Source organism: Comamonas sp. B21-038 (assembly GCF_022387135.1).
Lineage (GTDB): Bacteria > Pseudomonadota > Gammaproteobacteria > Burkholderiales > Burkholderiaceae_C > Comamonas > Comamonas sediminis.
Genome location: NZ_CP092462.1, coordinates 1,843,889 through 1,869,146, shown reverse-complemented (window position 1 = coordinate 1,869,146; position 25,258 = coordinate 1,843,889). Strand labels below are relative to the sequence as shown.

At 58.4% G+C, this 25,258-nt stretch carries 30 protein-coding genes; 16 read left to right on the top strand and 14 right to left on the bottom strand.

Features of this window, described 5'->3' with window-relative positions:
• Window positions 1-54: 54 nt before the first annotated feature.
• Complete coding sequence (locus MJ205_RS08425) at window positions 55-999, bottom strand: LysR family transcriptional regulator (RefSeq protein ID WP_239812036.1); 945 nt, start codon at window positions 997-999, stop codon at window positions 55-57.
• A gap of 172 nt (window positions 1,000-1,171) precedes the next feature.
• Between MJ205_RS08425 and MJ205_RS08420 the strand changes: the two genes are divergently transcribed.
• From MJ205_RS08420 to MJ205_RS08355, 14 genes are all read left to right on the top strand, one after another.
• Window positions 1,172-1,840, top strand: coding sequence for an aspartate/glutamate racemase family protein (locus MJ205_RS08420; RefSeq protein ID WP_239812035.1), 669 nt, complete (start codon window positions 1,172-1,174; stop codon window positions 1,838-1,840).
• A 140-nt stretch (window positions 1,841-1,980) separates the two neighbouring features.
• Window positions 1,981-2,997 carry an N-carbamoyl-D-amino-acid hydrolase gene (locus MJ205_RS08415; protein ID WP_239812034.1) on the top strand — a complete coding sequence of 339 codons (1,017 nt, stop codon included), beginning with the start codon at window positions 1,981-1,983 and terminating at the stop codon, window positions 2,995-2,997.
• Window positions 2,994-4,028, top strand: a complete 1,035-nt coding sequence (locus tag MJ205_RS08410) for a threonine/serine dehydratase (RefSeq protein WP_239812033.1) — start codon at window positions 2,994-2,996, stop codon at window positions 4,026-4,028. Before MJ205_RS08415 ends, MJ205_RS08410 begins: the two co-directional genes overlap by 4 nt.
• Window positions 4,029-4,120: 92 nt before the next feature.
• Window positions 4,121-4,540: a VOC family protein gene (locus MJ205_RS08405; protein WP_239812032.1), complete on the top strand. Its 420-nt coding sequence runs from the start codon at window positions 4,121-4,123 to the stop codon at window positions 4,538-4,540.
• A gap of 148 nt (window positions 4,541-4,688) precedes the next feature.
• A complete protein-coding gene (gene hydA, locus MJ205_RS08400) occupies window positions 4,689-6,161 on the top strand; it encodes a dihydropyrimidinase (protein ID WP_239812031.1) in 1,473 nt (490 codons plus the stop codon).
• A gap of 198 nt (window positions 6,162-6,359) precedes the next feature.
• A complete protein-coding gene (locus tag MJ205_RS08395; protein WP_239812030.1) occupies window positions 6,360-7,214 on the top strand; it encodes a transporter substrate-binding domain-containing protein in 855 nt (284 codons plus the stop codon).
• A 40-nt stretch (window positions 7,215-7,254) separates the two neighbouring features.
• A complete protein-coding gene (locus tag MJ205_RS08390; protein ID WP_305852727.1) occupies window positions 7,255-8,052 on the top strand; it encodes an amino acid ABC transporter ATP-binding protein in 798 nt (265 codons plus the stop codon).
• Window positions 8,049-8,732 (top strand): amino acid ABC transporter permease, encoded by a 684-nt coding sequence (locus MJ205_RS08385; protein WP_239812029.1) that lies wholly within the window; start codon window positions 8,049-8,051, stop codon window positions 8,730-8,732. Before MJ205_RS08390 ends, MJ205_RS08385 begins: the two co-directional genes overlap by 4 nt.
• Before the next feature lie 10 nt (window positions 8,733-8,742).
• Complete coding sequence (locus MJ205_RS08380; RefSeq protein ID WP_239812028.1) at window positions 8,743-9,423, top strand: amino acid ABC transporter permease; 681 nt, start codon at window positions 8,743-8,745, stop codon at window positions 9,421-9,423.
• A 115-nt stretch (window positions 9,424-9,538) separates the two neighbouring features.
• Window positions 9,539-10,489, top strand: a complete 951-nt coding sequence (locus tag MJ205_RS08375) for a 2-hydroxyacid dehydrogenase (RefSeq protein ID WP_239812027.1) — start codon at window positions 9,539-9,541, stop codon at window positions 10,487-10,489.
• 440 nt (window positions 10,490-10,929) lie between these two features.
• Window positions 10,930-11,079 (top strand): hypothetical protein, encoded by a 150-nt coding sequence (locus tag MJ205_RS08370; protein WP_239812026.1) that lies wholly within the window; start codon window positions 10,930-10,932, stop codon window positions 11,077-11,079.
• A gap of 122 nt (window positions 11,080-11,201) precedes the next feature.
• A complete protein-coding gene (locus MJ205_RS08365; RefSeq protein ID WP_239812025.1) occupies window positions 11,202-11,726 on the top strand; it encodes a hypothetical protein in 525 nt (174 codons plus the stop codon).
• Between the two features lie 80 nt (window positions 11,727-11,806).
• Window positions 11,807-12,067 (top strand): hypothetical protein, encoded by a 261-nt coding sequence (locus MJ205_RS08360; protein ID WP_239812024.1) that lies wholly within the window; start codon window positions 11,807-11,809, stop codon window positions 12,065-12,067.
• 232 nt (window positions 12,068-12,299) lie between these two features.
• Window positions 12,300-12,590 carry a hypothetical protein gene (locus MJ205_RS08355; RefSeq protein WP_239812023.1) on the top strand — a complete coding sequence of 97 codons (291 nt, stop codon included), beginning with the start codon at window positions 12,300-12,302 and terminating at the stop codon, window positions 12,588-12,590.
• 294 nt (window positions 12,591-12,884) lie between these two features.
• Here MJ205_RS08355 and MJ205_RS08350 read toward each other — a convergent pair whose 3' ends face one another.
• The 11 genes from MJ205_RS08350 to MJ205_RS08300 form a co-directional block, all read right to left on the bottom strand.
• Entirely contained in the window at window positions 12,885-13,988 is a 1,104-nt protein-coding gene (locus MJ205_RS08350) for a hypothetical protein (RefSeq protein ID WP_239812022.1), read from the bottom strand.
• 357 nt (window positions 13,989-14,345) lie between these two features.
• The gene (locus MJ205_RS08345) at window positions 14,346-15,698 is read right to left on the bottom strand and encodes a zonular occludens toxin domain-containing protein (protein WP_239812021.1); all 1,353 of its coding nucleotides are present in this window, start codon (window positions 15,696-15,698) and stop codon (window positions 14,346-14,348) included.
• On the bottom strand, window positions 15,695-16,018 hold the full coding sequence (locus MJ205_RS08340; RefSeq protein WP_239812020.1) for a DUF2523 family protein: 324 nt from the start codon (window positions 16,016-16,018) through the stop codon (window positions 15,695-15,697). The genes MJ205_RS08345 and MJ205_RS08340 overlap by 4 nt, the downstream gene beginning before the upstream one ends.
• A gap of 3 nt (window positions 16,019-16,021) precedes the next feature.
• Window positions 16,022-17,428, bottom strand: coding sequence for a hypothetical protein (locus tag MJ205_RS08335; RefSeq protein ID WP_239812019.1), 1,407 nt, complete (start codon window positions 17,426-17,428; stop codon window positions 16,022-16,024).
• A 107-nt stretch (window positions 17,429-17,535) separates the two neighbouring features.
• Window positions 17,536-17,778, bottom strand: coding sequence for a hypothetical protein (locus tag MJ205_RS08330; RefSeq protein WP_239812018.1), 243 nt, complete (start codon window positions 17,776-17,778; stop codon window positions 17,536-17,538).
• A 79-nt stretch (window positions 17,779-17,857) separates the two neighbouring features.
• Complete coding sequence (locus MJ205_RS08325; RefSeq protein WP_239812017.1) at window positions 17,858-18,073, bottom strand: hypothetical protein; 216 nt, start codon at window positions 18,071-18,073, stop codon at window positions 17,858-17,860.
• Window positions 18,073-18,195, bottom strand: a complete 123-nt coding sequence (locus tag MJ205_RS08320) for a zinc ribbon domain-containing protein (RefSeq protein WP_239812016.1) — start codon at window positions 18,193-18,195, stop codon at window positions 18,073-18,075. Before MJ205_RS08320 ends, MJ205_RS08325 begins: the two co-directional genes overlap by 1 nt.
• Window positions 18,188-18,403, bottom strand: coding sequence for a hypothetical protein (locus MJ205_RS08315; protein WP_239812015.1), 216 nt, complete (start codon window positions 18,401-18,403; stop codon window positions 18,188-18,190). Before MJ205_RS08315 ends, MJ205_RS08320 begins: the two co-directional genes overlap by 8 nt.
• Window positions 18,403-18,618: a hypothetical protein gene (locus MJ205_RS08310; protein WP_239812014.1), complete on the bottom strand. Its 216-nt coding sequence runs from the start codon at window positions 18,616-18,618 to the stop codon at window positions 18,403-18,405. The genes MJ205_RS08315 and MJ205_RS08310 overlap by 1 nt, the downstream gene beginning before the upstream one ends.
• A 2-nt stretch (window positions 18,619-18,620) precedes the next feature.
• A complete protein-coding gene (locus MJ205_RS08305) occupies window positions 18,621-18,938 on the bottom strand; it encodes a hypothetical protein (RefSeq protein WP_239812013.1) in 318 nt (105 codons plus the stop codon).
• Between the two features lie 23 nt (window positions 18,939-18,961).
• Window positions 18,962-20,188, bottom strand: coding sequence for a replication initiation factor domain-containing protein (locus MJ205_RS08300; RefSeq protein ID WP_239812012.1), 1,227 nt, complete (start codon window positions 20,186-20,188; stop codon window positions 18,962-18,964).
• Between the two features lie 359 nt (window positions 20,189-20,547).
• Between MJ205_RS08300 and MJ205_RS08295 the strand changes: the two genes are divergently transcribed.
• Together MJ205_RS08295 and ggt are read left to right on the top strand one after the other, a co-directional pair.
• Window positions 20,548-20,898: a hypothetical protein gene (locus tag MJ205_RS08295; RefSeq protein ID WP_239812011.1), complete on the top strand. Its 351-nt coding sequence runs from the start codon at window positions 20,548-20,550 to the stop codon at window positions 20,896-20,898.
• A gap of 176 nt (window positions 20,899-21,074) precedes the next feature.
• Window positions 21,075-23,075 carry a gamma-glutamyltransferase gene (ggt, locus tag MJ205_RS08290; protein ID WP_239812010.1) on the top strand — a complete coding sequence of 667 codons (2,001 nt, stop codon included), beginning with the start codon at window positions 21,075-21,077 and terminating at the stop codon, window positions 23,073-23,075.
• Between the two features lie 97 nt (window positions 23,076-23,172).
• Here ggt and phnX read toward each other — a convergent pair whose 3' ends face one another.
• Both phnX and MJ205_RS08280 read right to left on the bottom strand, forming a co-directional pair.
• On the bottom strand, window positions 23,173-24,009 hold the full coding sequence (gene phnX / locus MJ205_RS08285; protein WP_239812009.1) for a phosphonoacetaldehyde hydrolase: 837 nt from the start codon (window positions 24,007-24,009) through the stop codon (window positions 23,173-23,175).
• A gap of 90 nt (window positions 24,010-24,099) precedes the next feature.
• Window positions 24,100-25,233 (bottom strand): TIGR03364 family FAD-dependent oxidoreductase, encoded by a 1,134-nt coding sequence (locus tag MJ205_RS08280; RefSeq protein WP_239812008.1) that lies wholly within the window; start codon window positions 25,231-25,233, stop codon window positions 24,100-24,102.
• Between the last annotated feature and the right edge of the window lie 25 nt (window positions 25,234-25,258).

The window sequence follows — 25,258 nt, the reverse complement described above, 5'->3', positions numbered from 1 at the left end:
TTGCAGCCAACGCGCCGCATCCCACGGAAGGATGGTTCTGCAATGTGGCCCGTGCTATTCGGCCATCGCCGGCGCCATATCCTTCTCGCGCGCAAGCACAAAGCCGTATAGCCCCACCAACTGGCGCAGCTCAGCGATAAAGCGCTGGGCCAGTTGGGACATGGGCTCGAATTTGTGGTGCACCAAATTGGTTTGCAGCACCGGTGCATTCTTCAAGGGGCGCACCATCACGGGTCGCAAGGCATGCCAGCTGCGTACCGAGAATTCATCGACCAGCGCAATGCCTACGCCCATCTCGACCATCGATCCCGCATTTTGCGGCGAACCCACTTCCACCACTTCATTGGGCTCCAGCTCCATGTCCTGGCAGTAGGCCAACACCCGCCGCCCCATCGGGGTGTCGTGTCCATAGCCGACCATGGGCCATTGCATCAAATCTTCGGGCGCGACTTCTTCTTTCTCGCACAGCGCGTGGTTGGCCGGCATGATGCAGACCAGGCGGTTGGTGCACAGTGGCGTGATGTCGAGATTGGGGTGTTCAATCGCTGAGCTGATCACGCCAAGATCGGCCTGGTGGTTCAGCAAGCGTTCGCGAATCTGCTCGTGGCCGTGGCAGGCAAAAGTCATCTTGCAATCGGGAAACTGCAGGCGAAAACTGGCGACGGCCTGCGGAATAAAGCTTTGCCCAATCGAGGGGCCTGAGACCAGGTTCAGAATGCCGGTGCGGTGCCTGGCCAGGTCGCCTGCCAGGTCATTGACGCGCTGGACCGACTGGTAGACCTGCTCGACCTCGCCTATCAGGCGGCGTGCCTCGGGCGTTGCAAACAAGCGTCCTTTGATGCGCTCAAACAAAGCAAAACCAATGCGCTGCTCGGTGTAGGCCAGCAGACGGCTGACGGCCGGTTGGGAGACAAACAGCATTTGCGAAGCGCCGGCAATGCTGCCGGTGCTCATCACAGCGCGAAATACCTCAATCTGACGCAAGTTCAGTGCGGCCATTGTGGTCCTTACTAGTCAAGGCGACTACAAAAGCGGCCAAGGCGCCGGGAGACTGCAGTGCGCTCCCGTCAAAGCCTTAACCTGATGTTAATCAAGACCGACATTTCAGCAATTTCTATGCCACGCGAATACTCGTAAATTGCAGTCATTCCAATTTGTACGAGGCGCGCTCATGTCATCGGCCATTTACGTCATCAACCCCAACAGCAGCTTAAGGGTCACCCAAGGCATTGATGTCGCGCTGTCGCCGCTGCGCATGTCTGGAGGACCGCGCTTCGTCAGTGACTGGCTGCGCAGCGGCCCGCCCGGCGTGCAAAGCCAGCAGGACGTCGATGGCGTCGCCATGCCCCTGGTGCAGCACTGCCTGGCCTTGCCGGATGACTGCGCAGCGGTGGTAATTGCCTGCTTTAGCGACCCCGGCCTGTACGCCGTGCGCGAGGCCATGCAGCCGCGTGGCGTGCCGGTGCTGGGTATCAGCGAGTGCGCGATGCTGACTGCGCTGTCGATGGGCCAGCGGGTGGGTGTGATTGCGATCCTGGAAACCTCGATTGCCCGGCATATGCGCAACTACGGTGCGATGGGCATCAGCAGCCGCATTGCGGGTGAAGCCGCGATTGGCCTGGGCGTGACCGAATTGGCCGACCAGGAGCGCACGCTCACACGCATGGTTGAGGTGGGCCAGCGCCTGGTGCGCGAGCAGGGCGCGAATGTGCTGGTGATGGGCTGTGCAGGTATGGCCTCCTACCGCGATGCACTGGCTGAAGCCACTGGCGTGCCGGTGGTCGAACCCACCCAAGCAGCTGCAGCGATGGCCTTGGGCCGCGCTCGGCTGGGCTGGTAGGCCACCGGCCGCCACGCCAGCGGCAGGGGCGCAAACCCTTTCTCCCCTTGGATTGACTTTGATGGTTTGACCTGGGCGCGCACTGCGCTGCCGTGTCACGCCAGGCCTGTTTGTTTTCCTAGCACTTGAGTTTTACTACTATGAAGCGTCTTATTACCGTAGCTGCCGCCCAGCTGGGCCCTATTCAAAAAGCCGAAGGCCGTGACTCGGTCGTCGCACGCATGGTGCGCCTGGTCGAGCGCGCCTACCAGCGCGGCGCCAATGTGGTGGTGTTCCCTGAGCTGGCTTTCACGACCTTCTTTCCGCGCTGGTATGTCGAAGACCTCGACCAGGCCGACAACTGGTACGAAGAAACCCTGCCATCGCCCGCCACCCAGCCGCTGTTCGATGCGATCAAGCGCTATGGGATCACCTGTTACCTGGGTTACGCCGAGATCGCCCATGAGGCCGATGAGACCGGCGTGCTGCGCAAGCGCCGCTTCAACACCTCGGTGGTCATTGCACCGTCGGGTGAGATCATTCTGAAGTACCGCAAAGTCCACCTGCCTGGCCACAAGGAGTTCTCCACCATCCGCAAGGTGCAGCACCTGGAGAAGCGCTATTTTGAAGTGGGCAACCTGGGCTTTCCGGTCACCCGCGCCCCGGTGGGCGAGGTGGAAGGCGTCAACATGGGCATGCTGATCTGCAACGACCGCCGCTGGCCAGAATCCTGGCGTGAGTTGGGTTTGCAGCAGGTCGAACTGGTGATGCTGGGCTACAACACCCCGGCCGTGAACCAGGAAAACCGTGGCTTTGAAGCCCACCACCTGCGCAACTTCCACTCGCAATTGTCGATCCAGGCCGGTTGCTACCAAAACGCCACGTTTGGCGTGGGCGTGGCCAAGGCGGGCAATGAAGACGGCTTTGAGCTGATGGGCCACTCGATCATCGTCAACCCGCAAGGCGAGATCATGGCCATGGCCACCAGCTGGGACGACGAGCTGGTCGTGGCCGACTGCAACCTCGCGATGTGCGAGCTGGGCCGCACGACCATCTTCAACTTTGCGCAGCACCGCCGCCTCGAAGCCTACCAGCGCCTCACCAACCAAACCGGCAGCACAGCGCCTGCCGTCTGGCAGCCCCAAGGCGCAGCCGTCGTTGAGGAGCAGAACCCATGAATGCGCCCAGCCTGGCCGAGCTGCCCAGCAGCATCCAGCATGAGCTGTTTGGTGCCATGCGCGTGCCTACATTTGCCGATGTCGAATTGGCCGCCGAGCGCATTGCGCCCTATATACGCCGAACGCCTTTGCTGTTTTCGCGCAGCCTGAGCGAACGCACGGGTGCACGCATCTGGCTCAAGCCCGAATGCCTGCAGATCACCGGCTCATTCAAGCTGCGCGGTGCCTTCAATGCGATCTTGTCGCTCAGCGAAGCGCAGCGCCACAACGGCGTGATCGCGTACTCCACCGGCAACCACGGCCAGGCGATTGCCTGGGCCGCTGCCACGCTGGGCGTGCAGGCGACGATTGTGATGCCCGCTGATGCGCCCAAGAACAAGGTCAAAAAAGCGCTGGACCAGGGCGCCAACGTGGTGCATTACGACCGCATGACGCAAAGCCGAGAGGAGATTGGCATGCAGCTGCTTGCCGAGACCGGCGCAACCCTGATCCCTCCGGGCGACTTTCCCGAAGTGCTGGCCGCCCAAGGCACGGTCGCCCTCGAAGCCCTGCAGGACTTGCCAGCAGATGACCTGGCGCAACTCGGTCTGTTTGCCGCCCCCTGTGGCGGTGGCGGCATGATGGCGGGCTGCAATTTGAGCCTGGCCGCCTTGAGTCCGCAAACCCGCCGCGTAGCCGTGGAACCGGCTGCGTTTGATGACACCGTGCGCTCACTGGCCAGTGGCACGCGCCAGAGCAATCCCAAATCGGCCGATTCGATTTGCGATGCCTTGCAGGCCGTCACACCGGCCGAGCTGCCTTATGCGATCAATGGCCTGCGCCTGAGCCAGGCTGTCAGCGTCAGCGACGCAGAAGTACTGGTCGCCATGCGCTTTGCGATCGAAGACCTGCGCTTGGTGGTCGAGCCCGGCGGCGCCGTGGCCTTGGCAGCCTTGCTCGCAGGCAAGCTGCCGCTAGAGGGCCAAAGTGCAGTGGTTGTGCTGTCAGGGGCCAATGTCGACCTGCCATTGCTCAGCCAGGCCCTGGCTTGATGCCATCTGCCTCGTCCCAAGCGGGCCTGCTCTTGCGTTCCATGCATTCGCCAGCGCCCGCACCGTCCAGCCATTTCCAGAGTCCATGCACCATGAATTTACCTTCCGCGTTCCACTTTGCCTTCAACATCCGTGACCTGGACAAGGCCAGGGCCTTTTACGGCGGCGTGCTTGGCTGCGTCGAAGGCCGCAGTACCGACACCTGGGTCGATTTTGATTTCTTCGGCCACCAAATCTCCTTGCACCTGGGCGAGCCCTTTGCCACAGCCAACACCGGCAAGGTTGGCCAGCACATGGTGCCTATGCCGCACTTCGGCATCATCCTGCTGTACCCCGACTGGCGGGCCATGGCCGACCGCCTGCAAGCGGCGGGCGTGGAGTTTGTGCTCGCGCCCCAAGTGCGCTTTGAGGGCGAGCCCGGTGAGCAATGGACGATGTTCTTTCGTGATCCCTTTGGCAATCCGATCGAGGTCAAGGGCTTCCGCTCGGAAGCGCAGATCTACGCGCACTAAGACTGCATTCACGGTCCCCAAACGGTGCCCCAATGCCGCTCCACGCACCAAAGCCCATGCACTGAGCACCAATCCGGTGCAGGTTGGCATGAAGCCTGCTTGCACCCAGGGCATTTGTGTGAACCTAGCTTGAGAAAGAAACGACGCCATGTTTGATCTGACCATCCGCAACGGCCGTATCAGCACTTCCCAAAAAACCTTTGTGGCCGATATTGGCATTCAGGGCGGCACCATTGCCGCCATCGGCGAGAACCTGCCAGCCGGGCGTCGTGACATCGATGCACAAGGCCTGTGGGTCATGCCCGGCGGCATCGACAGCCACGCCCATATTGAACAAGCCTCCAGCTCCGGGGTGATGTGCGCCGATGATTTCTACAGCGCCACCGTGTCGGCCGCGTTCGGCGGCACGACCTGCGTGATTCCGTTTGCCGCGCAGCACAAAGGCCAGCAAGTGCCTGACGTGGTCGCCGCTTACGCCAAGCTGGCCGCCGAGAAAGCCGTGATCGACTACGGCTTTCACCTGATCCTGTCCGAAATCACCCCGCAAATGCTGGAGCAGGATTTGCCACGTGCGATCGCAGAGGGCATCACCTCGTTGAAGGTCTACATGACCTACGACAAGCTCAAGATCGACGACTTCCAGATGCTGGATGTGCTGGAAGTCGCAGGCCGCGAAGGCGCGATGGTCATGGTGCATGCCGAGAACCACGATGTGATCCGCTGGATCGCCCGCCGTCTGCTGGACAAGGGCCTCACGGCACCCAAATTCCACGGCGTGGCCCACGATGCGATTGCAGAAATCGAAGCCAGCGCGCGCGCCATCCAGCTGGCCAATCTGCTCGATGTGCCGATTTTGCTGGTGCATATATCAGGCCCAGAAGCGATTGAAGTGATTCGCAGCGCCCGGCAACTGGGCAGCAAAGTGCATGCCGAAACCTGCCCGCAATACCTGTTCCTGACCGCCGAAGACATGGACCAGGAGGGACTGGAAGGGGCGAAATTCTGCTGCAGCCCACCGGTGCGCGACAAGGCCGCGCAAGACAAGGTCTGGCAGGGCTTGCTCGACGGCACCCTGAGCATCTACAGCTCTGACCACGCGCCCTACAAATTCGATGAAAGCGGCAAGCTGCCCAAGGGCGATGCCACCACCTTCAAGGAAATGGCCAATGGCGTGCCCGGCCTGGAGCTGCGCTTGCCGCTGCTGTTCTCCGAAGGCCTGCTGACAGGCCGCCTGACGCCCGAAGAATTTGTGCGTCTTACTGCCACCAACCATGCATACATGTATGGCCTGCAAAAACGCAAGGGCGACATTGCTGTCGGCCTGGATGCCGACATTGCGATTTGGGACCCCCAAGCCCAGCGCACCGTGCGCTGGAGCGACCTGCACGACCAGGTGGGCTACACGCCTTACGAGGGCCGTGTGGTCAATGGCTGGCCCATCACGGTGTTGAGCCGTGGCGAGGTCGTGGTCGAGAACGCCCAACTGCAGGCCGAGCGTGGCCGTGGCCAGTTCCTGCCTTGCGAATGCCCCGAGCCGATTTTGCAAGCAGCCCAGCAGCCCAAGCCCTCTGATGCCTCGCAATGGCTGGGGCTCAAAGGCAAGGCCTGGCAGCAGTATTGAGTGCCAAACGACGCCGCTTTTTGCGTGCCAAAGCCAGGCCTAGCTTGGCTTTGGCGGGCCCTTAACAACAGGTTAAGGCATACCGATAAAACGGCAGGCGACAGCCTGGCCAATGCGCCCAATAATTTTCTCAAGCTCCCAAGCAAATCAGGCCCAGCCAGCGATGGCTTTTCATCCATGAATGAACCAACCCCGCCCATGAACACCCTTGCCCACACCCTCGCTCTCGCCTCCTGGTTGACACTGGCACTGGCTTTGACCAGCGCCGCCCAGGCACAAACCGCTGCGCCTCTGAAAACCGCTTTGGACCCGACCTTTGCCCCGCAGGCCATGGTCAAGATCGGTGGCGGCCTGCAAGGCTTTAACGTCGACATGGGCGAAGAAATCGCCAAGCGCTTGGGCCGCAAGCTCAGCATTGATGCCACTGAGTTTTCGGGCCTGGTGCCAGGTCTCAACAGCGGCAAGTACGAGTTCCTACTCGCGCCGGTGACGGTCACGCCTGAGCGCGCCAAAGCCATGCTGTTTACCGAGGGCTACACCGAGACGAACTACACCTTCATAGGCCGCAAAAACGCAGCCGCGCTGGAATCCCTGGAGGCGCTGAAAGGCAAGGTCGTGGCGGTCAACAAGGGTTCGAACTACGACGCCTGGGCCAAAGAGAACGCCGACAAATACGGCTTCAAGTACTTCGTCTATGGCTCCAACGCCGATGCGATCCAGGCCGTCTTGACCAAGCGTGCCGACTACAACCTGACCGGTAGCACCGTGGCGGGCTGGGCTGTCAAGCAAGCGCCTGCGCTGCAAGCGGGCTACACCATCAAGACCGGCCTGGTCTGGGCGATTCCTTTCCGCCTTGACGACAAGGCCGGCCGTGACCAGGTCAGCAACGTGCTCAAGTGCATGAAGGCCGATGGCACGATCGCCAAGCTGGCCGAAAAATGGTATGGCTACTCGCCCGAGGCCAACAGCGTGGAGCGCACGGTCAGCCCAGGCCACGGCGTGCCCGGCACCGAGAACTACGATGCCACCCCTGTTAAGCCGAAGTGCGCGTAAGCACGCAATGGCTGTGATAACCCTGAAGTGCTGAGAACCTATGAGCGCCCCCATCCTTGAACTTGTTGAACTGCGCAAATCCTATGGCTCGCTGGACGTATTGCGTGGTGTAAACTTGCGTGTGTACCCGGCTGAGCTGGTCTGTGTTATCGGACCTTCCGGCTCCGGAAAAAGCACCATGCTGCGCTGCTGCAACCGGCTGGAAGAGCCAAGCGACGGCCAGGTGGTCATCAACGGCCAGGACATCATGCGCTCCGATGTCGATGTCAACCAGGTGCGCCAGAAAGTCGGCATGGTGTTCCAGCACTTCAACCTGTACCCGCACCTGAACGTGCTGGGAAACATCACCCTGGCGCTGCGCCAGGTGCAAAAAAAAAGCAAGGCCGAGGCCGAGGCCATTGCCCAAGAGGCACTGGCCAAAGTGGGTCTGGCCCACAGGGCCGCCGCGTTCCCCAGTCAGCTCTCGGGTGGGCAGCAGCAGCGCGTGGGCATTGCGCGTGGCATTGCGCTCAAGCCGCAGGTGATGCTGTTTGACGAGCCCACCAGCGCGCTGGACCCGGAGCTGGTTGAAGAGGTGTTGCAGGTGATGCGCGCACTGCGCGATGAAGGCATGACCATGCTGGTGGTGACCCATGAAATGGCGTTTGCCCACGCAGCGGCTGACCGCGTGATTTTCATGGACGGCGGCGTGGTCGCCGAAGCGGGCACCCCGGCTGAGATTTTTGAGCACCCGCAGCAAGAGCGCACCCGCAGCTTTGTAGGCCGCTACATGAATGGCACGAATGGAGCCAAAGGCGCTGCATTGCAGGCGTCCACGGGTGCAGGTGGCCACCTATGAGCGAGTCCAGCGGCGGCTTTTTATTCACCTTTTTCAACCTGGCCATCGCGCAGGAATACTGGGCCGACATCGCGCTTGGCATGCTGGTCACCATCGGGGTCGGCATCGCGGTCGTCATCACCGGCCTGGCACTGGGTCTGGCCATGGCGATTGGCCGCTCATTGCAGCTGCGCTGGCTGACGGCAGCCATCGTGATCTTCTCGGACGTGATGCGCTCGCTGCCACCGTTGGTGGTGCTGATCCTGCTGTACTTTGGCCTGCCGACCCTGGGGCTGGAGTTATCGGCCTTTGCGGCGACCTGGGTCAGCCTGTCGATGGTGCTGGCCGCTTATGCGCAGGAAAGCATCTCGTCGGCCATGGCCTCGCTGCCCAAAGGCCAGACCGAGGCGGCGCGCTCCACCGGCCTGACATGGTGGCAGGCGATGCGCTGGGTGGTCCTGCCCCAGGCGCTGCGCCGCGCGGTACCGCCGCTGACCAACCGCGTGATCTCAACGACCAAGAACACCGCACTGGGCTCGGTCGTTGCCTTGGGGGAAATCTTGAGCAATGCGCAGGCCGCATCGGCCGTGGCGGGCAACCCCACACCGCTGACGATTGGGGCATTTCTCTACCTGTTGGTGTTCTTGCCGATCGTGATTTTCTCGCGCTGGCTGGAGCACAAAACCAAAACCACCGCCTAAGTGCCAAGCCATGGAAATTTTCTTACAAAACTTCTTCAACCTTGAGGTCTTCCAGCAGGCGCTGCCGTATTTGCTGCAAGGTATGTGGACCACGGTCTGGCTTTCGGCGCTGGTGATTCCGCTGGGTGCAGCCGCCGGCTTGCTGCTGGCCTTGGGCCAGACGCAATCGAGCCGCCGCAGCCTGCGCTGGAGCATCATTGCCTACATCGATTTCTTTCGCGCCTTTCCGCCGCTGGTCCTGCTGATTTTTCTCTACTTTGGTCTGCCTTTTGTCATCGGCGATGTGCCCAAGCTGATGGCCGTGATGCTGGCCTTTACGCTGAACAACTCCAGCTACTTTGCCGAGGTGTTTCGCGCGGGCATGGAGGCCATTCCCACAGGCCAGATGGAAGCGGCCCGCTCCACGGGCCTGACCCGTTTACAAGCGCTGCGCTGGGTGATCTTGCCGCAGGCTACACGCCATGTGCAGGCCGACTTGCTGGGCAACTGCATTGAGGTCTTCAAGCTCACCGCGATTGCCAGCGTGGTCGGGATTCCGGAATTGCTGCGCAACTCCCGCGATGTGCAGTCTCTGGTCTACAACCCCTCGCCAGTGGTGCTGGCCGCGCTGCTCTACCTGGCCCTGTTGTGGCCGCTGACACGCTGGCTGGCGCGCCTGGAGCACCGCAAACTCGCCATGCTCAGCCACTGACAGCCACTGACAGCCGCTGAAAGCTGCTGAAAGCTGCTGAAAGCTGCTATAGCAGGCCTGCCATTGACTGGTTTCAATGGCAGCTTCCTTGATCCATATTCCTTGCGCACGCCCCATGACACCGCACGCTACCCCCATCCCCTTGCCCATTCTCGGCCCCTGGCTGGCCCAGGACCTCAGTGCCAGCTTGCCAGCCAGCTTCCTGCCTTTGGTCTTGCACAGTGCACCGGACTTTCTGGCCCAGCTCGCACCGCATGTGCCGCGCATTCGCGCCCTGGTGTGTACCAGCGGCGGGCAGGCGATTGATGCGGCCTTGATGGACCAATTGCCCCAGCTTGAACTCATTTTGAACCTGGGTGCGGGCACGGAGTGCGTGGATTTGGCCGCCGCACAGGCACGTGGCATTCAGGTGCTGACAGGCGCTGGCGTCAATGCGGTGGACGTGGCCGAGCTAGCCATTGGCATGATGATCGGGATGGCCCGGCGCATGCATTTTGCCGACCGCGAAGTGCGTGCGCTGCAATGGGGCGCAGACCGAAAGCCGGTGCGGCGTCTGGCAGGCCAGCGCGTGGGCATCGCTGGAATGGGCGCGATTGGCCAGGCGATTACCAAGCGCTTGGCCACATTCGACATGCCGATCAGCTATTTCTCGCGCCGCCCGCTGGAAGCACTGCCTTACACGCACCATGCCGATCTGCAAAGCCTGGCCTCTGCGGTGGATTTCCTGTTTTTAGCCTTGCCCGGCGGCAGCGCGACGCAGCATCTGGTCAATGCCGACATCCTACGCGCCTTGGGCCCTGATGGCTATGTGGTCAATGTGGGCCGTGGCAGCGTGGTCGATGAGCAAGCGCTGGCCCAGGCCCTGGCCGCAGGCCAGATTGCCGGGGCAGCCCTCGATGTGTTTGAGTACGAACCACAGGTGCCAGACAGCCTGATTCAAAGCCCCAACACCTTGCTGCAGCCGCACCGTGGTGGCTTTACGGTCGAAGCCCACGAGGAAATCATTGCGTTGACTTTGCAGCGTTTAGCCAGTTTGTACTTTCAGGGCAGTTCTCCTATCCTCTAAAAACCCATTTCCCACATTTGCAGATCTGGGAGGCTGACATCTCCCATTTGCCAATCCAGGAGAAGGTCGTCTATTTCAGTTTTGTCGCCGAGGGCCACTCACGCAAGATCGTGGTCTGTCCTCTGCACGCAAGCTTGCAAAACCGAGAAGGAGGCGCAGGTATGGAAGAAGAAGCTCAGGACGCCTAAAGGCACTCAGTCACTGGTGTGCCGTTCAGCCAGCGGAGTTCAAGGCGTATTTGCCCGTGCGTCGCAAATGCTGGCCCAAGGCATGACCGAGACACCGCACCCGCCGATGGTGGTAGAGAGCAGGGGAGGGGTCGGCCTGCTTGGCTTTGCCCGAGTAGTCCTCATTTCGCATGCGTGCAATATCCTGGAAGGCTCTCCCTCAACCAATGCCCGCACGAGGTTGTGCTATCCCTGTCCAAAGCCGAAACTTCCGTGCTCCAGCGCAGCGATACCCGCCAACGGCTTGCCGCCCAAGGCACCGACCTGGTCGCCATGCCATCGGCCCAGTTGGCCGAGAAGTTGCGCCGTGAGACCCAGGTGTATGGCGACATCATCAAGCGCTTTGGTATCAAGGCCAGCTGAGGAGGGCGCTGATACGCTGAAGACCTCAGCCACCACCAAATGCCTGCCCGTATGCAGACCTTTTTCAATGCCGGGAGCAGAAAAGCCGCTAGGATGCGCGCAGAGAATACGTAAGGAAATGTATGCGCTTTCTGATGGCGCTCGGCCTGCTGCTGGCAGGCTCAGCCGGTGCCCAAGAGGTTTACCGCTGCGGCAATAGCTACAGCTCCGAGCCCTGCAAAAATGCCAAAACCATTGATGTCACGCCCGCAGTCAGCAATCTCGATGGACCGCTGACACGGCTGATCTACCTCTGTAAACGACCTGACAAAACCGAACTGTGGTGGATAGACAGGCCATGTTCGCAAGAGCGATGGGACTTGGTCGAGAGCGTTAGAGTGCCCAGCAATGTGGATTGGAAGAGCCAAATGGCCATCGCCCAACGAAAACGGGCGGATGATGCGCGGCAAGCCAGCCAGGCTCGTCATCACTACCATTCGGCCGAGCCTGGCAGCGGTCGTTCCAGCGAGGCGCGTTGCGAGGAATTCAAGCAAAGGGTGGAATATCTGGATTCCGCCGCCAGAGCCGGCGGTACCGCACGCAAGATGGAATGGATCCGTGAAGAACGGCAACGCGCGCGGGACGAGCAATTCCGGGCCGGGTGCTGAGGTTCCTGTTACAGCGCTTGCATGCGTTGGCAGGGTTGCAGACCAGCGCGCAGCTACACTGCGCGGCAGGAGGAATGGCGATGGATTGGGCAAGATTGCAGATGGAGATAGACCGACAGCTCGCCTGGATGCTTTTCTGGTCGCTGATCGCTACGGTTATCTCGTTGTGGGTCGGTTATGAGCTGTTGAAGGCTGCGATCAAGAACGGCATCAATGCCTCAAACCTGGGCGACCGCCGCAGGTCGATGCAAGCGGCGCAGCCACCGGTGGCGCCGGCAGGTTACCGCTGGGTGCTGGTCAAGGATGACAAGCCGGGCGCTGACATGCGGCCGGAGCGCTGAGAGAGAGAGAGGTTGCTCGTGTCCAAGCAATGAGGCACGGGTTGTAGCCAGATGGCTCCTCACCAGTACTTAGCTAATTAATACGATGTATATTACTGTTAACTCCGAGATACAGAATTAACATATAAACAACATATCAAAGCACAAAAAGCCCACCGAAAAGGTGGGCTTTTTATTGGCCACTGACATTGCCATCAGCTTTAGGATGCGCGCATCAAACGTAAGGGAATGTATGCGCACCATCATCGCGCTTTGCGCATTTGCAGCAGGGTCGGTAACAGCTCAACCAAAAACCACATATGAAGCAGCAACCGAAGCAGGCGAACGAAACATGGTGCTGCTATACCAGTGCGTACCGAAAGATGGACGACCTTACTGGAGAGACAGGCCATGCGCGGAAGCGCCTGACGATCTCATTCACGTAAATAAGGCATGGGCACCAAAAAACGCGACCTTGTGCGAGCAGCTTGAATACATTTACCGTCAAAGGAGAAATGCTCCCATTCTTATCCCCATCAACTAAAGACAGGCACGAGATAGAACAGGCGTCCACATGGGGTTTGTCACCCCATACCCCGACCCCACCACAACGACAGAAGGTCTCCGTTCCAGGGGCCCCTGTTTGTATTCAAAGTGAAGCAGCGAAGGCTGCGAACGAAGCACGCTTAGCTGCAGCCCGTTTTGCGCCGGCCTGGTCAGAGGTAACTGCAGCCAGGTCGCTGTCACTACGAACCAGCCTAGTGTGCGCGCCAACCATTGATGAAAAATCGAAGGATGCTAAGGAATATTTCGTGGATAACTCTACTTTACCCATCTGTTACGGCTTACTGTTCTTAATTAAATCTTGCAATGCCCTCACGAAATCTCCTTGGGTAGCCCGTTCAATCTTAGCCTTCTCAAGCGCTGCGGTGCTTTGATCCTTCGTTAAAATGTAATTGCGTTCAGTAGAGGCGAGTGATTGAACCATCATGGCTATCATAGATGGATCGCCATATTTAATAGATGTTTGCAAGGCAATATGCTTAGACTCAGCATTTGTCAACTCGTTCTGAAAATATTTTATTTCCGCCAAACTTGCCTTATAGAGCGAGAGGAAAAAGAATGCAAATAATTCTATAAGAATTACCAATGTAAGGCGGGGGAGAAAATGGGATGCCATGACCCACGGATCTTTAACTGCAGAAGTTACCTCTTGAAAAACACCCCATCCAAGAATTACCAATCCAATTACAGTAGTAATGGCGCCCAAGGTCAAATTAACATTACCTCTAAAACCAAGTGCCTCTATCTCCTTTGTTAATCTCATTCTTATTTCTTCAAATTCAAAAAATAACTCTCGCTCTTTTTCAATACGGGCTTGCGATATAGAAACATTAGCCTCGATTTCAGCCAGAACATCCTTAGCAGTTTCTGACGTCAACTGATTCTTAAGATTTGCAATAAGAGCATCTTTATCCTGATCCCCCAGTTGCGCTGCAAGACTAGAGCTATATTTTAACTCTTCATTTGCATAATTAAGCTGATTGATCGCCTTATCAAGCTGCAGTTTGACGCGATCTGCTTCAGATTTGACGTCTTCATCAAGATTATTTGAAGCTGATCTACGATGAAGTATTAATCTGGCCTCCTCCATTAATTCAAATTGATCAGGATTTTTAAATCCCGTCTGTAGATATACCATAATCACTGCGGCTCCAGAAAAGCCGAGCGATATGATCGCAAGAATTTGAATTGTGGGTATAAAGCCGGATGCTATATCAGGCGAGCGATAAAATTGAGGAAATAAAAATAATATGACCGACAGCGCTATTGGAACTACTGCCAATGCAAAGCGTTTGCGATTTCGCTGTTGTAAATCACGTACTACTTGATCAATTTCAAATTGAAAATCTGCATCGTCTTCTTCCATTTCAATCGTCATTCATTTCCCCAATAAATATTATTTAAACCACTTCAAAATATCCAAGTAACTTTTATAGAATTTTTAATTAATCATCTATAAAAATCATACGCTGCTAAAGATGACAATATGTTACTCGATGTAGATGTGGAAGTTAGCAGAAAAAATTTGCACGCTTGCTCGTGAAAACAGCAGATGGCCTTAGAGCCGCTTGTGTGCTTCAGGTGCGGGGTGTGGGGAACGCGCCCCATGCGATGGGGCACAAGATAGAACCAGAGTCCACATGGGGTTTGTCACCCCATACCCCGACCCCACCACTGCGACACAAGGTCTCCGTTCCTGGGGCCCCTGTTTGTCCGCAAAAAGAAGCGGCAGGGCTTAGCGACGAGTAGTAGGAAAAATCGACTTCACCTCAGAGTTGCGGGCCTGCATGCGTTCTTCCCAGCCCATGGCTTCGCGCGTAGCACCGCCGACTGATGAAGGTTCATCGTTGCGATCAGAGCGCCGGCCTGATGCAGTGTCGATCACGACAGGCTTGTTGATCGAGCCGCCAAGATAGGGCGCATCGCAGGTGACGGGCCGGATCACATCCTTGTACGTGACGAAGGCCATACAGGTGCCGGTGACCTTAACTGTGTAGCCAGCGCCCTCAAGATCGACGCTAGTGAGGTCAAACAGCCTGCGGCTTTCAGCAGATACCACGAATGTCCAAATCTCCGTTCCTGCCTTGCCTATCTGGCCGGTCATATGCAGCATTTTTCCAAACAATGGGTCCATGGTCACCGGCTTGGGTTCTGCGGCCTGTGGCGGTGGCGTAGAGGCCCCTTGCGCTGGCCTGGAAGGGGCAGAGGAGGGCGGCACGATGAATGCGTTTGAGCCCTTTTGCGCCTCAAATGCAGACTTGCGCATCATTCCTGCTTTACCTGGCGTTGAAGTGCCAAACACCGTTCGCCCTTCCTGCGGCCAGAAGGCCCAGACGGCAACAACCAGGCAGATCAGGAGCCATATCCACTTGAAACGCGTGAAGTAAACGATGAAGGGCTTAACGTCCTGCACGCCAGCTTCTGCACTGCCGCCGCTTTGCGTATTGCTGCGGTACAGGCCGAAATACTGCGGCTCATACTTGCGCTCATTGCGCTGAATTTCCGCGCCGCGATAGCCCGCGTGCACCTTGCGAATGTAGTGATCCGCCTTGCCCAAAATATCGGCCTTGCGCACCTTGATCAGCGTGGCGATGAGCTGCGCGATGGGCTGATTGATATCGCGAAAGCTTTGCGTCATCAGCAGAACATCGGCATTGAAATGCCGGTGCAGTTTGAACCACTGCACAACGCTATCAGGGGTGCCCGTTTTTGGGAATGACACGTGGCATTCGTCAATGACGTAGAGCGGGCCTTGTCCCTTTGGGCCGCGCCAGGTGCTGTAGAAATCCCAGACAGTGCCAAAGGTGAACACGCTAACAGGCGGGTCTACAGGTTCTTTGTCGGTCCACAGTTGAAAAGCAGGGCGCTCTGCGATATCAGTTGCATCCCAATCGCCAAGCTGTTTTGCAGGCCGGGTGCGAAGCTCAATGAGATCGCGATAGCCAGGATCGAGGGCCGCAAACATGTCGATGTTGAGCGGCAGGTTTGTGATAACCAGGCGGCCCTGCTTAAGCGCCTCTAGGACGTGAAACACCACCCCCTCATAGCTCTTGCCAGAGCCCGGAATGCCCTCCAATCCGTTGATCATGAGCCAAGCCTTGTGAAGGGGATCAGCTGCAGCACCAGGCGTATGCCGATGGCCGCAATGATGATCTGCGAGGCAGTGCCCAGCCCGGCCATTTGCATGACGTTGAGAATTTCAGCTGGCACTTCTCCGACGCTGTTTGAGTAGCTGTCGAGGCCAGAGAGGTCTACCGCACTGACTGCCGACACGACAAGGCCGAGGATGCCATCGAGAGCCCAGCAGACGACGTCAGTCAGCAGGTCCCAAAGCTTTTGGAACTGCTCGCCAGCCAGGTCACCGAACCACTTCCAGATAGCCTGCAGTGTTTTGAGAATTGCTGCCATGGATCAACCTCCGAAGACAAGACGCCTTGCGACCGCGAGGGCACAAAGGATGGTGAATGCCTTAAGAGCGATCCAGACGCGAGGATCGAAATTAAGGTCGTACGAGCCCAGGTTTAGCTTGCCGCCCAGGTTCAAATCGATGATGTAAGAGGGCGCAGAGCCGCCATCACCGTAGTTCGGAAAGAGCTTGCCAGCGAGGCCACCGATAGATGAGTTTTTAAGGCCGTCGGCGTGCTTTTCCCAGACACCCTTGATACCGCCCTCATACTTTTTGTCATAGAGCTTTGGAGCACCAATTTCGGTGTATTTGTCATCAAGATCACCGCTGTCACCACCACCGCCGCCACCTTTGCCGCCTTGACCCTTTGTAGCACCGGACTGGTCTTCTTTGCGACCACACACTGAGCTCTCTGGATTCTTAGCGCAATAGGTCTGCCTATTTACATTATTAACAGTATTTGTGGTGGTTTTGATAATATCGCCATTTGAATCCTTTACGGTATTGGTTTCAGTAACCGTGCATTGATCGCCCTTACAATTAATATTGTTCTTGGTTTCCGTTACGGTTCCGTCTGGGCCTTTGGTGAGGCCAAAATCAACACCTTGTGTTTCCCCTGTCCAAGCTTCAATGCAAACATCTTTGCCATTTACCTCGCCTTTATATCCATCCTTGCATTCCTTGTCATTGGGCTTTACAGCGGGCTCATCATCGGGAAGTGGATTGTCTGTGAGATCGCAAGAAAGCTCGCCTTTAAGACGAGGGTCTTTTAAATCTTTTTCCGTAAATGCCCAGCTAAAGCCATTTGTCCACTCTATTCCATCAGCATCTTTAAAACCAAGATCACCTGTAAACATGTGCTTGCAACCTTTGCCGGAGCCATTTGGTCCCGATGGAGTACCAAAGCAAGCAATAGCGCCATCAGCAAATTTGCCATAAGGACCTCGCGCACGCCCAGACCGATCAGTAGTTAAAGTGGAATTCCAGATCATGCCATTAGTGGAGCAATCAGACTCGATTTGCGGTACGCATTGGTATACGCCATCAACAATTCGCTCTGCATGGTCGGTATTGCAAATGCACTTAGAGCCTGATTTAACAGAATCAGGAGGGCAAACTAAGCCCGGTGTTTTATACACGTTAGCTGCAAACTCAGCACCTCCTATGATGCGGCAATCCGCGCGATCGGCGGTAATATTGTGAGCTTGAAACTTCCAGCCAAATCCAATATATACCGGCTTCTTATCAAGAGCCTTGCAGGCTTCATCTGGCGATGAAAATACTCCGCCATATTCCTCATTATTTTGCCAGCCCTGTTTTGCATCAAATTCGGCGAATGCCGAAAAGCTGATTAGACAAAGAATAGCAATCAACAACTGGAGCAAATGCCTGATAGGATTTTGACTTTTCATCTTTAACCCTTTGCAAGCATGAAAAAGCAAGCCGCCCCCATTGCGCCAATCAACGCAAACAGGGCATGGATTGACACAATGAGGGCGATCAAAAGCATGGTGCTGCTTTAGATCTTGGCGACGATGCGCTTGACGATGGCAGGGCCCTTGATGACCAAGGAAATGCCCACGATGATCAGGCCCAGTGCCAGCACCTTGGCAGAGATACCAGCGAGGTCGATTTCATCGAACAGATCGTCCACGCCAGCAGCATGCGAGCTGACAGCCATCATGGCGGTACCAGCGGCCACACCCAGGCGGGCGTATTGGTGAGCAGCCAGGGCGGCCAGGTTTTGCAGTTTGGTCTTCATGACGTTTTTCCTTCAAAAAAAGAGAGTTGAAAAGGTGCGAGATTGCACCGGAGAGCCGCAAAGGCTCTGCGCTGAAATCTCAGATGCCGCGGATAACGCGAACGAGCCAGCCCACGACTAGGCCCATCACCGCAATCGAGAACACCATGCCGAAACCTAAGGTGAAAGCCATCCCGACAGTTCCCGGCGTGATGCCGATTGCGCCGAAATCCTCTACACCGATCTCAGTTACAAGCACCTGGCTTTGATCAGGGCAGGGCAGCTGGTCGGCGAGGCATACGAAGTAGTTCGCCATCAGTCGCCCCCGGCGATATCGTCAGAGCCGCATTCAGGGCATTCCAGGGCCTCTGGCGTCTCTTCAGCGCTCTCGTCAGCTTCGAAGTCAGCGCCGCAGTTATCGCAGTGCAATTCAGCCATGCAACCTCCAATAAAAATAGACACCTGCAATTACAAGAAGCGGCAGCGGCTCAAGGTCAATAGAGCGATGCGCATATGGCCGCCTAAACACGTCGTAGACCCAGACGTACAGACCAAAAAAGAAGCTAAACAGAAGAAAGCAGCAGCCCAGAGCAACGATCGGGTCAAGCACCTGAAGAAAGAGACCTGTATAGGTTTGGTAAGGCATCAGTAGTCCCCTGCAGTGCCCAAAAGGTCGAGGTCAACGATGGTCGGTTCTTCGTCCAAATCAGCGTGATCCACGACCAGCTGCAGCGCCATTTCTTCATCGGTGATGACTCCACCACCAGCTTCGCGAAGAGAGCGAACCCACTCCACGCCACCGTCGCCGGTAGGGCACAAGAAGCGGCCAGTCGTGCGGCTTTGGACGATGAACCGAGCCATGCTTAGGCCGCCTTTTTGCCTGCTGGCTTGATGCCCAGCAGCACCAGCTTGGAGTCGTTGCCAGCGCCTGCAGTGATGTCAAAATCGCAGTCGCACAATACGCCGCCTTGAGGCCACGAATCCTTGAATTGACGCCACTTTTCGAACTCGGCCGAGGTGCCCAACTTGAATGGGCGAGTCACTTGGCCGATGCTTTCGCCGCTACTGGTCTGGCCCAGGTCAACGGCGAGTTGAAACGTGGTGCTATCGAAGGGACGGCCTTCAAATTCACCCTTGCTGGTCTTGATGCCGGTGCACACGGCTTGCATCTGAACTTTCATACTCAAAAACTCCGAAATGGGCCTTAACACAGGGCAACTGCTGGACGGCCCGAAGCTCCAGCGCCTGTTACGTGGGAATACGCCTGCTGGACCGTCGTCACGACGTCCTGCTGGGTGAAGTGCTGCAGACGGCCTGGCAGTCGCTTGTCGTTCAGCAGCTCAAACATCTGTTCGAAGCCAAGGTGCTGATAGAGCAGGGAGGCAGTAGGGCCAGCAACGCGACGGAACCAAGTTATGGCCCGGGCCACTTCGGCTTTGACGGTTTCGACAGCAGCGGGCTGCATGACCGGAACACCTTCGGGAACGGCGTGCTGCGTCTCAAAATATTCGTTGTAGATGGCGTTGTGCCAGTCGCTTGCGCCCTTGAAGAAGTCATCAGGACGGCGCAGCATGTCGGAGGGCAGCACACGCAACTTGTTGCCGTACCGAAGCTCAATGCGAACCCATGGGGAGGGCGCTTCCTTGCCGTAGAGCTGGTGACCTTTTTCGTAGATATTGGTCTGCTTACCGGCTTCCTTGCTGCCGATATAGACACTGCGGCCGAAGCTGTTTGCCCAGTCGCCGTTATTGGCGTAGGCCGGCTGGTGGCCTCGCACGTTCATCAGGCCATCAAGGTAGTCTTTCAGCACGCGATCCATGCCACCGGCGATGCCTTGGAACAGGTCTAGCGCCAGGTCGCAACGAGTAATCTTGGCTTCGGTCGAGTCAATGAGACTGGCGAAGCGATCGCGGTAGCCAGGTGCAGCGAAGGTGCAGCCTGCGCCGGTGATATTGGCGTGGATCGTTTCGCTTTGCTTTTGCTGCCGTGGTGACTCGCTGGACGAGAGGAAACCGACCCAGGCGACTTCTTTGCTATTGCGGGTGATCGACCAGCGGAAACGGTAGAAGTCAAAGCCTTTTTTAAGCTCTGGCTCAATCACAAAATCAGGGCCGAGCGCGTCGCACACGTCTTCTGCCAGGGCCTTGGCCTGGGCAGATGCTGCGAAGTCTGGGTCTGGCATCTCTTGCAAGATGCGCATCAGGCGACGCCGACGGACTTCGAATTCCAGATCGTTGGACCAGCATTCGACCATCGACCCTTTGGGCGGGAACAGGTCATCAAGGCGAACCGCTGGAGCGTTGCGACGGATGACGGTAAATCGCAGCCAATCGACATGGACGACGTTACCGGTGCTTGCCCGTTCAGCTTCCAGGCGGAGCTTGATGGCGTTGCCATCCAGGACCAGCGATGACTTTGGCACTGCGCTCATTTTTAGTATCTCCCCGTGATTACCATCGGGGAGGGTTTGCGAACCGACGCCCTTGCAAAGCCAGCGCGGAGCGGCTTTTTCCCCGCAAGCGGGGCCCCTTTGGCCGCGCCGCGCACGGCTTTTTGACAGGCTGCATTTGCTGCAGCCAGCATGAGAGGTTCAATCAGAGATAGCCAAGTCTGGCGGTTGTAAAAGGCTTGCGCGGGCCATGTATGGTCCGCTGCGCTTTGATGCCCTCCAACTGCCTTGATCGCCATGCTTGCCCCCTGTGGTATAAGTCCGTTACTTACCAAAATTGATTGCACCAAAAAAGGTGCATCAAAGTTGGTGCAACTCTAAACCAAATTTGGTGTAGCCCTATGTACGATCATCCGTTAGTGGTAACCCTTATTGACATGGGTTCAAAACGACTTGGATCAGTCAGCAAGATTGCTAGCGAGCTTGAAATTCCGACTCAGCATGTGTTCGGATGGAAGTCCGGAAAAAGAAAAGCCCAGCCGCACGACATTGCTGCGCTGGCCGAGCTTGCTGGTCTTGATGCTCTTAAGTTTCTAGCAAAGGCACAGCTAGATGAGCTTGAGGGATCGAAGAAAGGAGCGATCTTGTCGAGGTCGCTGGGAAAATTAGCGCTAGCGATTGGCGGGGCAACCGCTGGCGTTTCAGCCCACGCAAGCCCGGTTTTTGAATTGATACGATGTATATTATGTTAAGTAACATTTCTACCTAGCCTGTACCTCTCGCCGAGCAGAGAACCTCAAACCTGCCCTGCCACTTGGCAAGGCAGTCACTTTGTTGCCAAATCGAGGGTTAACCACGGCTTATCCAGCCTCTCGATGATTCGTTTTACTAAGACAATTTCCTGTCATTCGATCCAAGGAATAGTTATATGAAAAACGAAAAATCGCTGGGTGCCGTGCCGGCGCGCTACAGCATGGCCGCGCTGGCCGCCATCGTCGCCCTGACGATGACCGCTTGCGGTGGCTCCAGCCATAACGACCAGGAGGATCTGGTGAGCACGGCCTGCGAGGCTGGCACATCGGATGGTTCGGTGGTCGTGGGCTCCGGTCTGCCTGGCGATCCTTCGTTCCCTGAGCTGGCTTCGGGTTACCGTACCGGCAAGAAAGTGGTCGAAGGCCATAAGTACATGGTGGTGACGGCCAACCCTCTGGCATCCAAGGCCGGTTGTGAAGTGCTGAAGTCTGGCGGCTCTGCGGTGGATGCTGCGGTGGCCGTGCAGATGGTGCTGGGTCTGGTGGAACCCCAGTCCAGCGGTATTGGCGGTGGCGCCTTCATGCTGTACTACGATGCAGCCACTAAAAAGGTGACGGCTTATGACGGCCGCGAAACCGCACCTGCGGCCGCGACGCCAGATTACCTGCGCTATATCGACAGTGGCACCCAGACCACGCCGCTGCCCAGCGCCCGTGCCAGCGGCCGCTCCATCGGCACGCCCGGCGCTGTGCGCATGCTCGACCTGGCCCACAAGGACCACGGCGCCAAGCCCTGGAAGGACCTGATCCAGCCGGGTATCGACCTCGCCACCAATGGCTTCAAGATCAGCGGCCGCATGTCCGATGCGCTGGCCGGCGCCAAGACCGCGCTGCAGGCGGATGCCGATGCGCTGGCCATTTATTTCAACGCCGACGGCTCGACCAAGGGCCTGGGTGAAACGTTCAAGAACCCTGCCTATGCCGCAACGTTGACGAAGATGGCGACTGGCGGTGCCGATGCTTTCTACACCGGATCGGTGGCGCAAGGCATTGTCGACAAGATCGCCGTGACCCAGAACGTGACCACCGGCGCGCCCATCACCCCCGGCGTGACCACGATGGCCGACCTGGCGGGTTACCAGGCCAAAAAGCGTGATGCAGTCTGCACCACCTACCGCGCCAAGTACGTGATCTGCGGCATGCCACCGCCCTCGTCCGGCGGTATTGCCGTGGCGCAGGCCATGGGCGTGCTGGAGAACTTTGACCTGGCCCCCCACAAGCCCACCGCGCTGGATCTGGAAGGCGGCAAGCCGACTGCCATGGGCGTGCACCTGGTGAGCGAAGCCGAGCGCATGGCCTATGCCGACCGCGACATGTATGTGGCCGACACCGACTTCACCCCCCTGCCCGGCCCGCTGTACAGCACCTTGCTGGACAAGAGCTACCTGAAGTCGCGCGCCGCGCTGATCTCGCCCACGCAGAGCATGGGCACTGCCAGCGCCGGCCAGTTTGGCAACACCCGTCTGGGCGTGGGCAAGGTGACCGAAGCCGGCACCACGCACATGACCATCGTCGATGGCAAGGGCAATGTGGTGAGCATGACCACGACGGTGGAAGCGGGCATGGGCTCCTACCACATGACCCAGGGCTTTATCCTGAACAACCAGCTGACCGATTTCTCCGCGGCTCCGGTGTCGGCCGATGGTCTGCCGATCGCCAACAAGGTGGAAGCGGGCAAGCGCCCTCGCAGCTCGATGGCGCCTACGCTGGTGTTTGACGCCACGGCTGACGGCCAACCCGGCGCGTTCAAGATGGCCACGGGCTCGCCCGGCGGTGCCACGATCATCCAGTTCGTGACCAAAACCCTGGTCGGCGCGCTGGACTGGGGCCTGGATGCGCAGCAAGCCACCAACCTGGTGAACTTTGGCGCCTCCAACAGCCGCACCACCAATCTGGGTGGTGAGCACCCCAACATCAATGCCACCAACAGCGGTGACAACGATCCGCTGGTGCTGGCACTGCGCGCCATGGGCCACACTGTGTCGGTCAATGCGCAATCCAGCGGTGTGGGCACCGTTATCCGTACCGCCAATGCGGCTGGCGAAGCACGCCTGAGCGGTGGCGCCGATCCACGCCGTGAAGGGGTGGTGCTGGGCGATACCTACAAGGCCAAGTAAGCCTCGGCTCTCACCACCGTCAAAAAGCCGCTGCGGGTCGATGCCTGCAGCGGCTTTTTAGTGCGCAGCGCCCTGCTCGTTCTATTGCGCTACAGCATCAAGCAGCTGCCGGGACGGGCAGTTCCTGGCGCTGCAGGTGCTGGTTGATCTGCCCGATCACCGGCAGCAGGTCGGCCACGCTGTCGATCACATAATGGGCGCCGGCGCTGCGCAGCTGTTCGCTGGCGGTGCTGCGTATTTCGGCTTGCTCGTCCGCGCTCAGCGCCTGCCATTCGGGCAAGGACAGGCCATTGGCGTTGCCGCTGACTGCCACACCGACCGTCCAGCAACCGGCGTTCAGGCCTTCGGCAATGCCGACGCCGGTGTCGTCTACCTTGACCACGGTCGAGGCTGGCCAGATGCCCAGGTCGGCAAAGCAGCGGTACATCATCAAGGGGCTGGGGCGGCCAGCGGCCAGGTCGCCGGCGCAGACGATGTTGTCCGGCGCATAGCCGGCGCGGGCGGCGATGGGTTCGAGCACATCCATGATCGGACGGTTGTAGCCCGTGGTGCTGCCAATCTTGATGCCATCGAGCCGCAGCCGGTTGACCACCTCCAGCGCACCGGGGATGAAGCCGGCAAAGTCACCCACTACGCGGGCGTTCATCGGCGTGAAAACCTCGTAGAGATGGTCGATATCACTGTTGGCGACCGGCTTGCCATAGCGTTTTTCCCACTGCGCTGCCACCTCGGGCAGTTGGCAGAGCGCTGCAATATGGTCCCATTTGGCCGACCCCATCGGGCCCCGGGCCTGGGCAATGCTGATCTCGATCCCGAAATCCCTGAACAGCTGCACAAAGGCGCCCATCGGGGCGCGTGAGCCAAAGTCGACGATCGTGCCGGCCCAGTCAAAAACAACGGCTTGTACGCGTTGGGGGTTGTGAAAGTTCGTCATGGTGTCCTCCGCTCCCATGGCGGCCGTTGGTCAGGCGCATGGGGGTATGTCTATATAGAAGATGGATCGTTCAGGAATGCGTGCCTGCCTTTACCAATGGGCAAAGGTGTCATGGGCCACGCCAAAACCGGTGCTGGCCCCCGTGCCGCTGGTGACGATCGCCACGCGGGTGGCAGCGTCCGGCGCCTCGATAAAGCAGTCCGTCTGCGGGGCCGATGGGTAGATGCCGACCCAGCGCTCGGTCACGCGGTAATCGCCGATGTTCAAGGCCTCGCGCATGTGGCGCAGCATCAGCGCATCGACATCGTCCTGCGCAAAGGGCTCGACGGAGGCGCCATAGTGGTGCGAATCGCCCACCACCAGGCTGCCGTCGGCGCTCTGCACGACGATCAGGTGGATGCCCTGAGCAAGGCTCTCGCCCTCTTCCTGCTGCAGTTGCTCCAGCAACGCGCGCGCCTCGGGCAATTTGCTGTAGCCGTGGTAGCGCACCAGGCTCAGGTCCCCCATCACCGATGCGTTCAGGCGCAAATTGGCAGCTGGCTGTACGCGCAGCATCTGCAGCTGGCACAGCTGCACCTGGTGCTTGGCAAACAGCGCGCTGTAAAGGCCATGGATATCCGCATTGGTGCAGACCACCACACGCTCGGCATGCAGCTGCCCCTTGGCCGTGACCACCTTGGGCGTGGCGACTTCCAACACCGCCTCGCCAAACCGGAAAGTCACCTGCATCTGCTCGGCCAGCCATTGGGTCAGCTGGGCAATCGCGTCGCGTGATTCCACCCGCAGGTCAATGGGGCTGTGCATCACGGCCTTGGCCTGCTCCAGCCGCAGCTCGGGCGCATGGCGGGCGGCCTCTTCGGCAGTCCATAGTGCGCAGTTCACGCTCTGGGCCATCTCGGTCTGCATAAAGGCCTGCAGCACATCCAGTGCCTTGTCGCGCGTGGCCACCAGGTTCAGGCCCTGGTGCTGCACTGTAATTCCGGCCTTCGGCGCAAGCTCGGCCCAGACGTCGCGCGCATGGCGGGCGCGTCGCCAGGTGTCCCCTGCCCCCTGGCCGGTCACCGTCACAAAGCCGAAATTGCGGATCGAGGCGCTCACGCAGGCGGCATCCCGGTCTACCACGCAGACCTTGAGGCCCCGGCGCGCCGCTTCATAGGCATGGGCCAGGCCGACAATGCCAGCGCCCACCACGATCACATCAAAACTTGTGCTTCCTACCGTCATTCCTGTCTTTCCTGGTTCTCAAATC

Coding starts and splice junctions, on each gene's coding strand:
- hydA (WP_239812031.1), top strand. CDS start 4,689: ATGTTTGATCTGACCATCCGCAACGGCCGTATCAGCACTTCCCAAAAA.
- MJ205_RS08280 (WP_239812008.1), bottom strand. CDS start 25,233: ATGACGGTAGGAAGCACAAGTTTTGATGTGATCGTGGTGGGCGCTGGC.
- MJ205_RS08315 (WP_239812015.1), bottom strand. CDS start 18,403: ATGCCTTACCAAACCTATACAGGTCTCTTTCTTCAGGTGCTTGACCCG.
- MJ205_RS08335 (WP_239812019.1), bottom strand. CDS start 17,428: ATGAAAAGTCAAAATCCTATCAGGCATTTGCTCCAGTTGTTGATTGCT.
- MJ205_RS08345 (WP_239812021.1), bottom strand. CDS start 15,698: ATGATCAACGGATTGGAGGGCATTCCGGGCTCTGGCAAGAGCTATGAG.
- MJ205_RS08395 (WP_239812030.1), top strand. CDS start 6,360: ATGAACACCCTTGCCCACACCCTCGCTCTCGCCTCCTGGTTGACACTG.
- MJ205_RS08405 (WP_239812032.1), top strand. CDS start 4,121: ATGAATTTACCTTCCGCGTTCCACTTTGCCTTCAACATCCGTGACCTG.
- MJ205_RS08375 (WP_239812027.1), top strand. CDS start 9,539: ATGACACCGCACGCTACCCCCATCCCCTTGCCCATTCTCGGCCCCTGG.
- MJ205_RS08320 (WP_239812016.1), bottom strand. CDS start 18,195: ATGGCTGAATTGCACTGCGATAACTGCGGCGCTGACTTCGAAGCTGAC.
- MJ205_RS08410 (WP_239812033.1), top strand. CDS start 2,994: ATGAATGCGCCCAGCCTGGCCGAGCTGCCCAGCAGCATCCAGCATGAG.
- MJ205_RS08300 (WP_239812012.1), bottom strand. CDS start 20,188: ATGAGCGCAGTGCCAAAGTCATCGCTGGTCCTGGATGGCAACGCCATC.
- MJ205_RS08295 (WP_239812011.1), top strand. CDS start 20,548: ATGTACGATCATCCGTTAGTGGTAACCCTTATTGACATGGGTTCAAAA.
- MJ205_RS08420 (WP_239812035.1), top strand. CDS start 1,172: ATGTCATCGGCCATTTACGTCATCAACCCCAACAGCAGCTTAAGGGTC.
- MJ205_RS08360 (WP_239812024.1), top strand. CDS start 11,807: ATGGATTGGGCAAGATTGCAGATGGAGATAGACCGACAGCTCGCCTGG.
- MJ205_RS08355 (WP_239812023.1), top strand. CDS start 12,300: ATGCGCACCATCATCGCGCTTTGCGCATTTGCAGCAGGGTCGGTAACA.
- MJ205_RS08385 (WP_239812029.1), top strand. CDS start 8,049: ATGAGCGAGTCCAGCGGCGGCTTTTTATTCACCTTTTTCAACCTGGCC.
- MJ205_RS08380 (WP_239812028.1), top strand. CDS start 8,743: ATGGAAATTTTCTTACAAAACTTCTTCAACCTTGAGGTCTTCCAGCAG.
- MJ205_RS08365 (WP_239812025.1), top strand. CDS start 11,202: ATGCGCTTTCTGATGGCGCTCGGCCTGCTGCTGGCAGGCTCAGCCGGT.
- MJ205_RS08350 (WP_239812022.1), bottom strand. CDS start 13,988: ATGACGATTGAAATGGAAGAAGACGATGCAGATTTTCAATTTGAAATT.
- phnX (WP_239812009.1), bottom strand. CDS start 24,009: ATGACGAACTTTCACAACCCCCAACGCGTACAAGCCGTTGTTTTTGAC.
- MJ205_RS08305 (WP_239812013.1), bottom strand. CDS start 18,938: ATGAAAGTTCAGATGCAAGCCGTGTGCACCGGCATCAAGACCAGCAAG.
- MJ205_RS08310 (WP_239812014.1), bottom strand. CDS start 18,618: ATGGCTCGGTTCATCGTCCAAAGCCGCACGACTGGCCGCTTCTTGTGC.
- MJ205_RS08425 (WP_239812036.1), bottom strand. CDS start 999: ATGGCCGCACTGAACTTGCGTCAGATTGAGGTATTTCGCGCTGTGATG.
- MJ205_RS08340 (WP_239812020.1), bottom strand. CDS start 16,018: ATGGCAGCAATTCTCAAAACACTGCAGGCTATCTGGAAGTGGTTCGGT.
- ggt (WP_239812010.1), top strand. CDS start 21,075: ATGAAAAACGAAAAATCGCTGGGTGCCGTGCCGGCGCGCTACAGCATG.
- MJ205_RS08390 (WP_305852727.1), top strand. CDS start 7,255: ATGAGCGCCCCCATCCTTGAACTTGTTGAACTGCGCAAATCCTATGGC.
- MJ205_RS08415 (WP_239812034.1), top strand. CDS start 1,981: ATGAAGCGTCTTATTACCGTAGCTGCCGCCCAGCTGGGCCCTATTCAA.
- MJ205_RS08330 (WP_239812018.1), bottom strand. CDS start 17,778: ATGAAGACCAAACTGCAAAACCTGGCCGCCCTGGCTGCTCACCAATAC.
- MJ205_RS08325 (WP_239812017.1), bottom strand. CDS start 18,073: ATGGCGAACTACTTCGTATGCCTCGCCGACCAGCTGCCCTGCCCTGAT.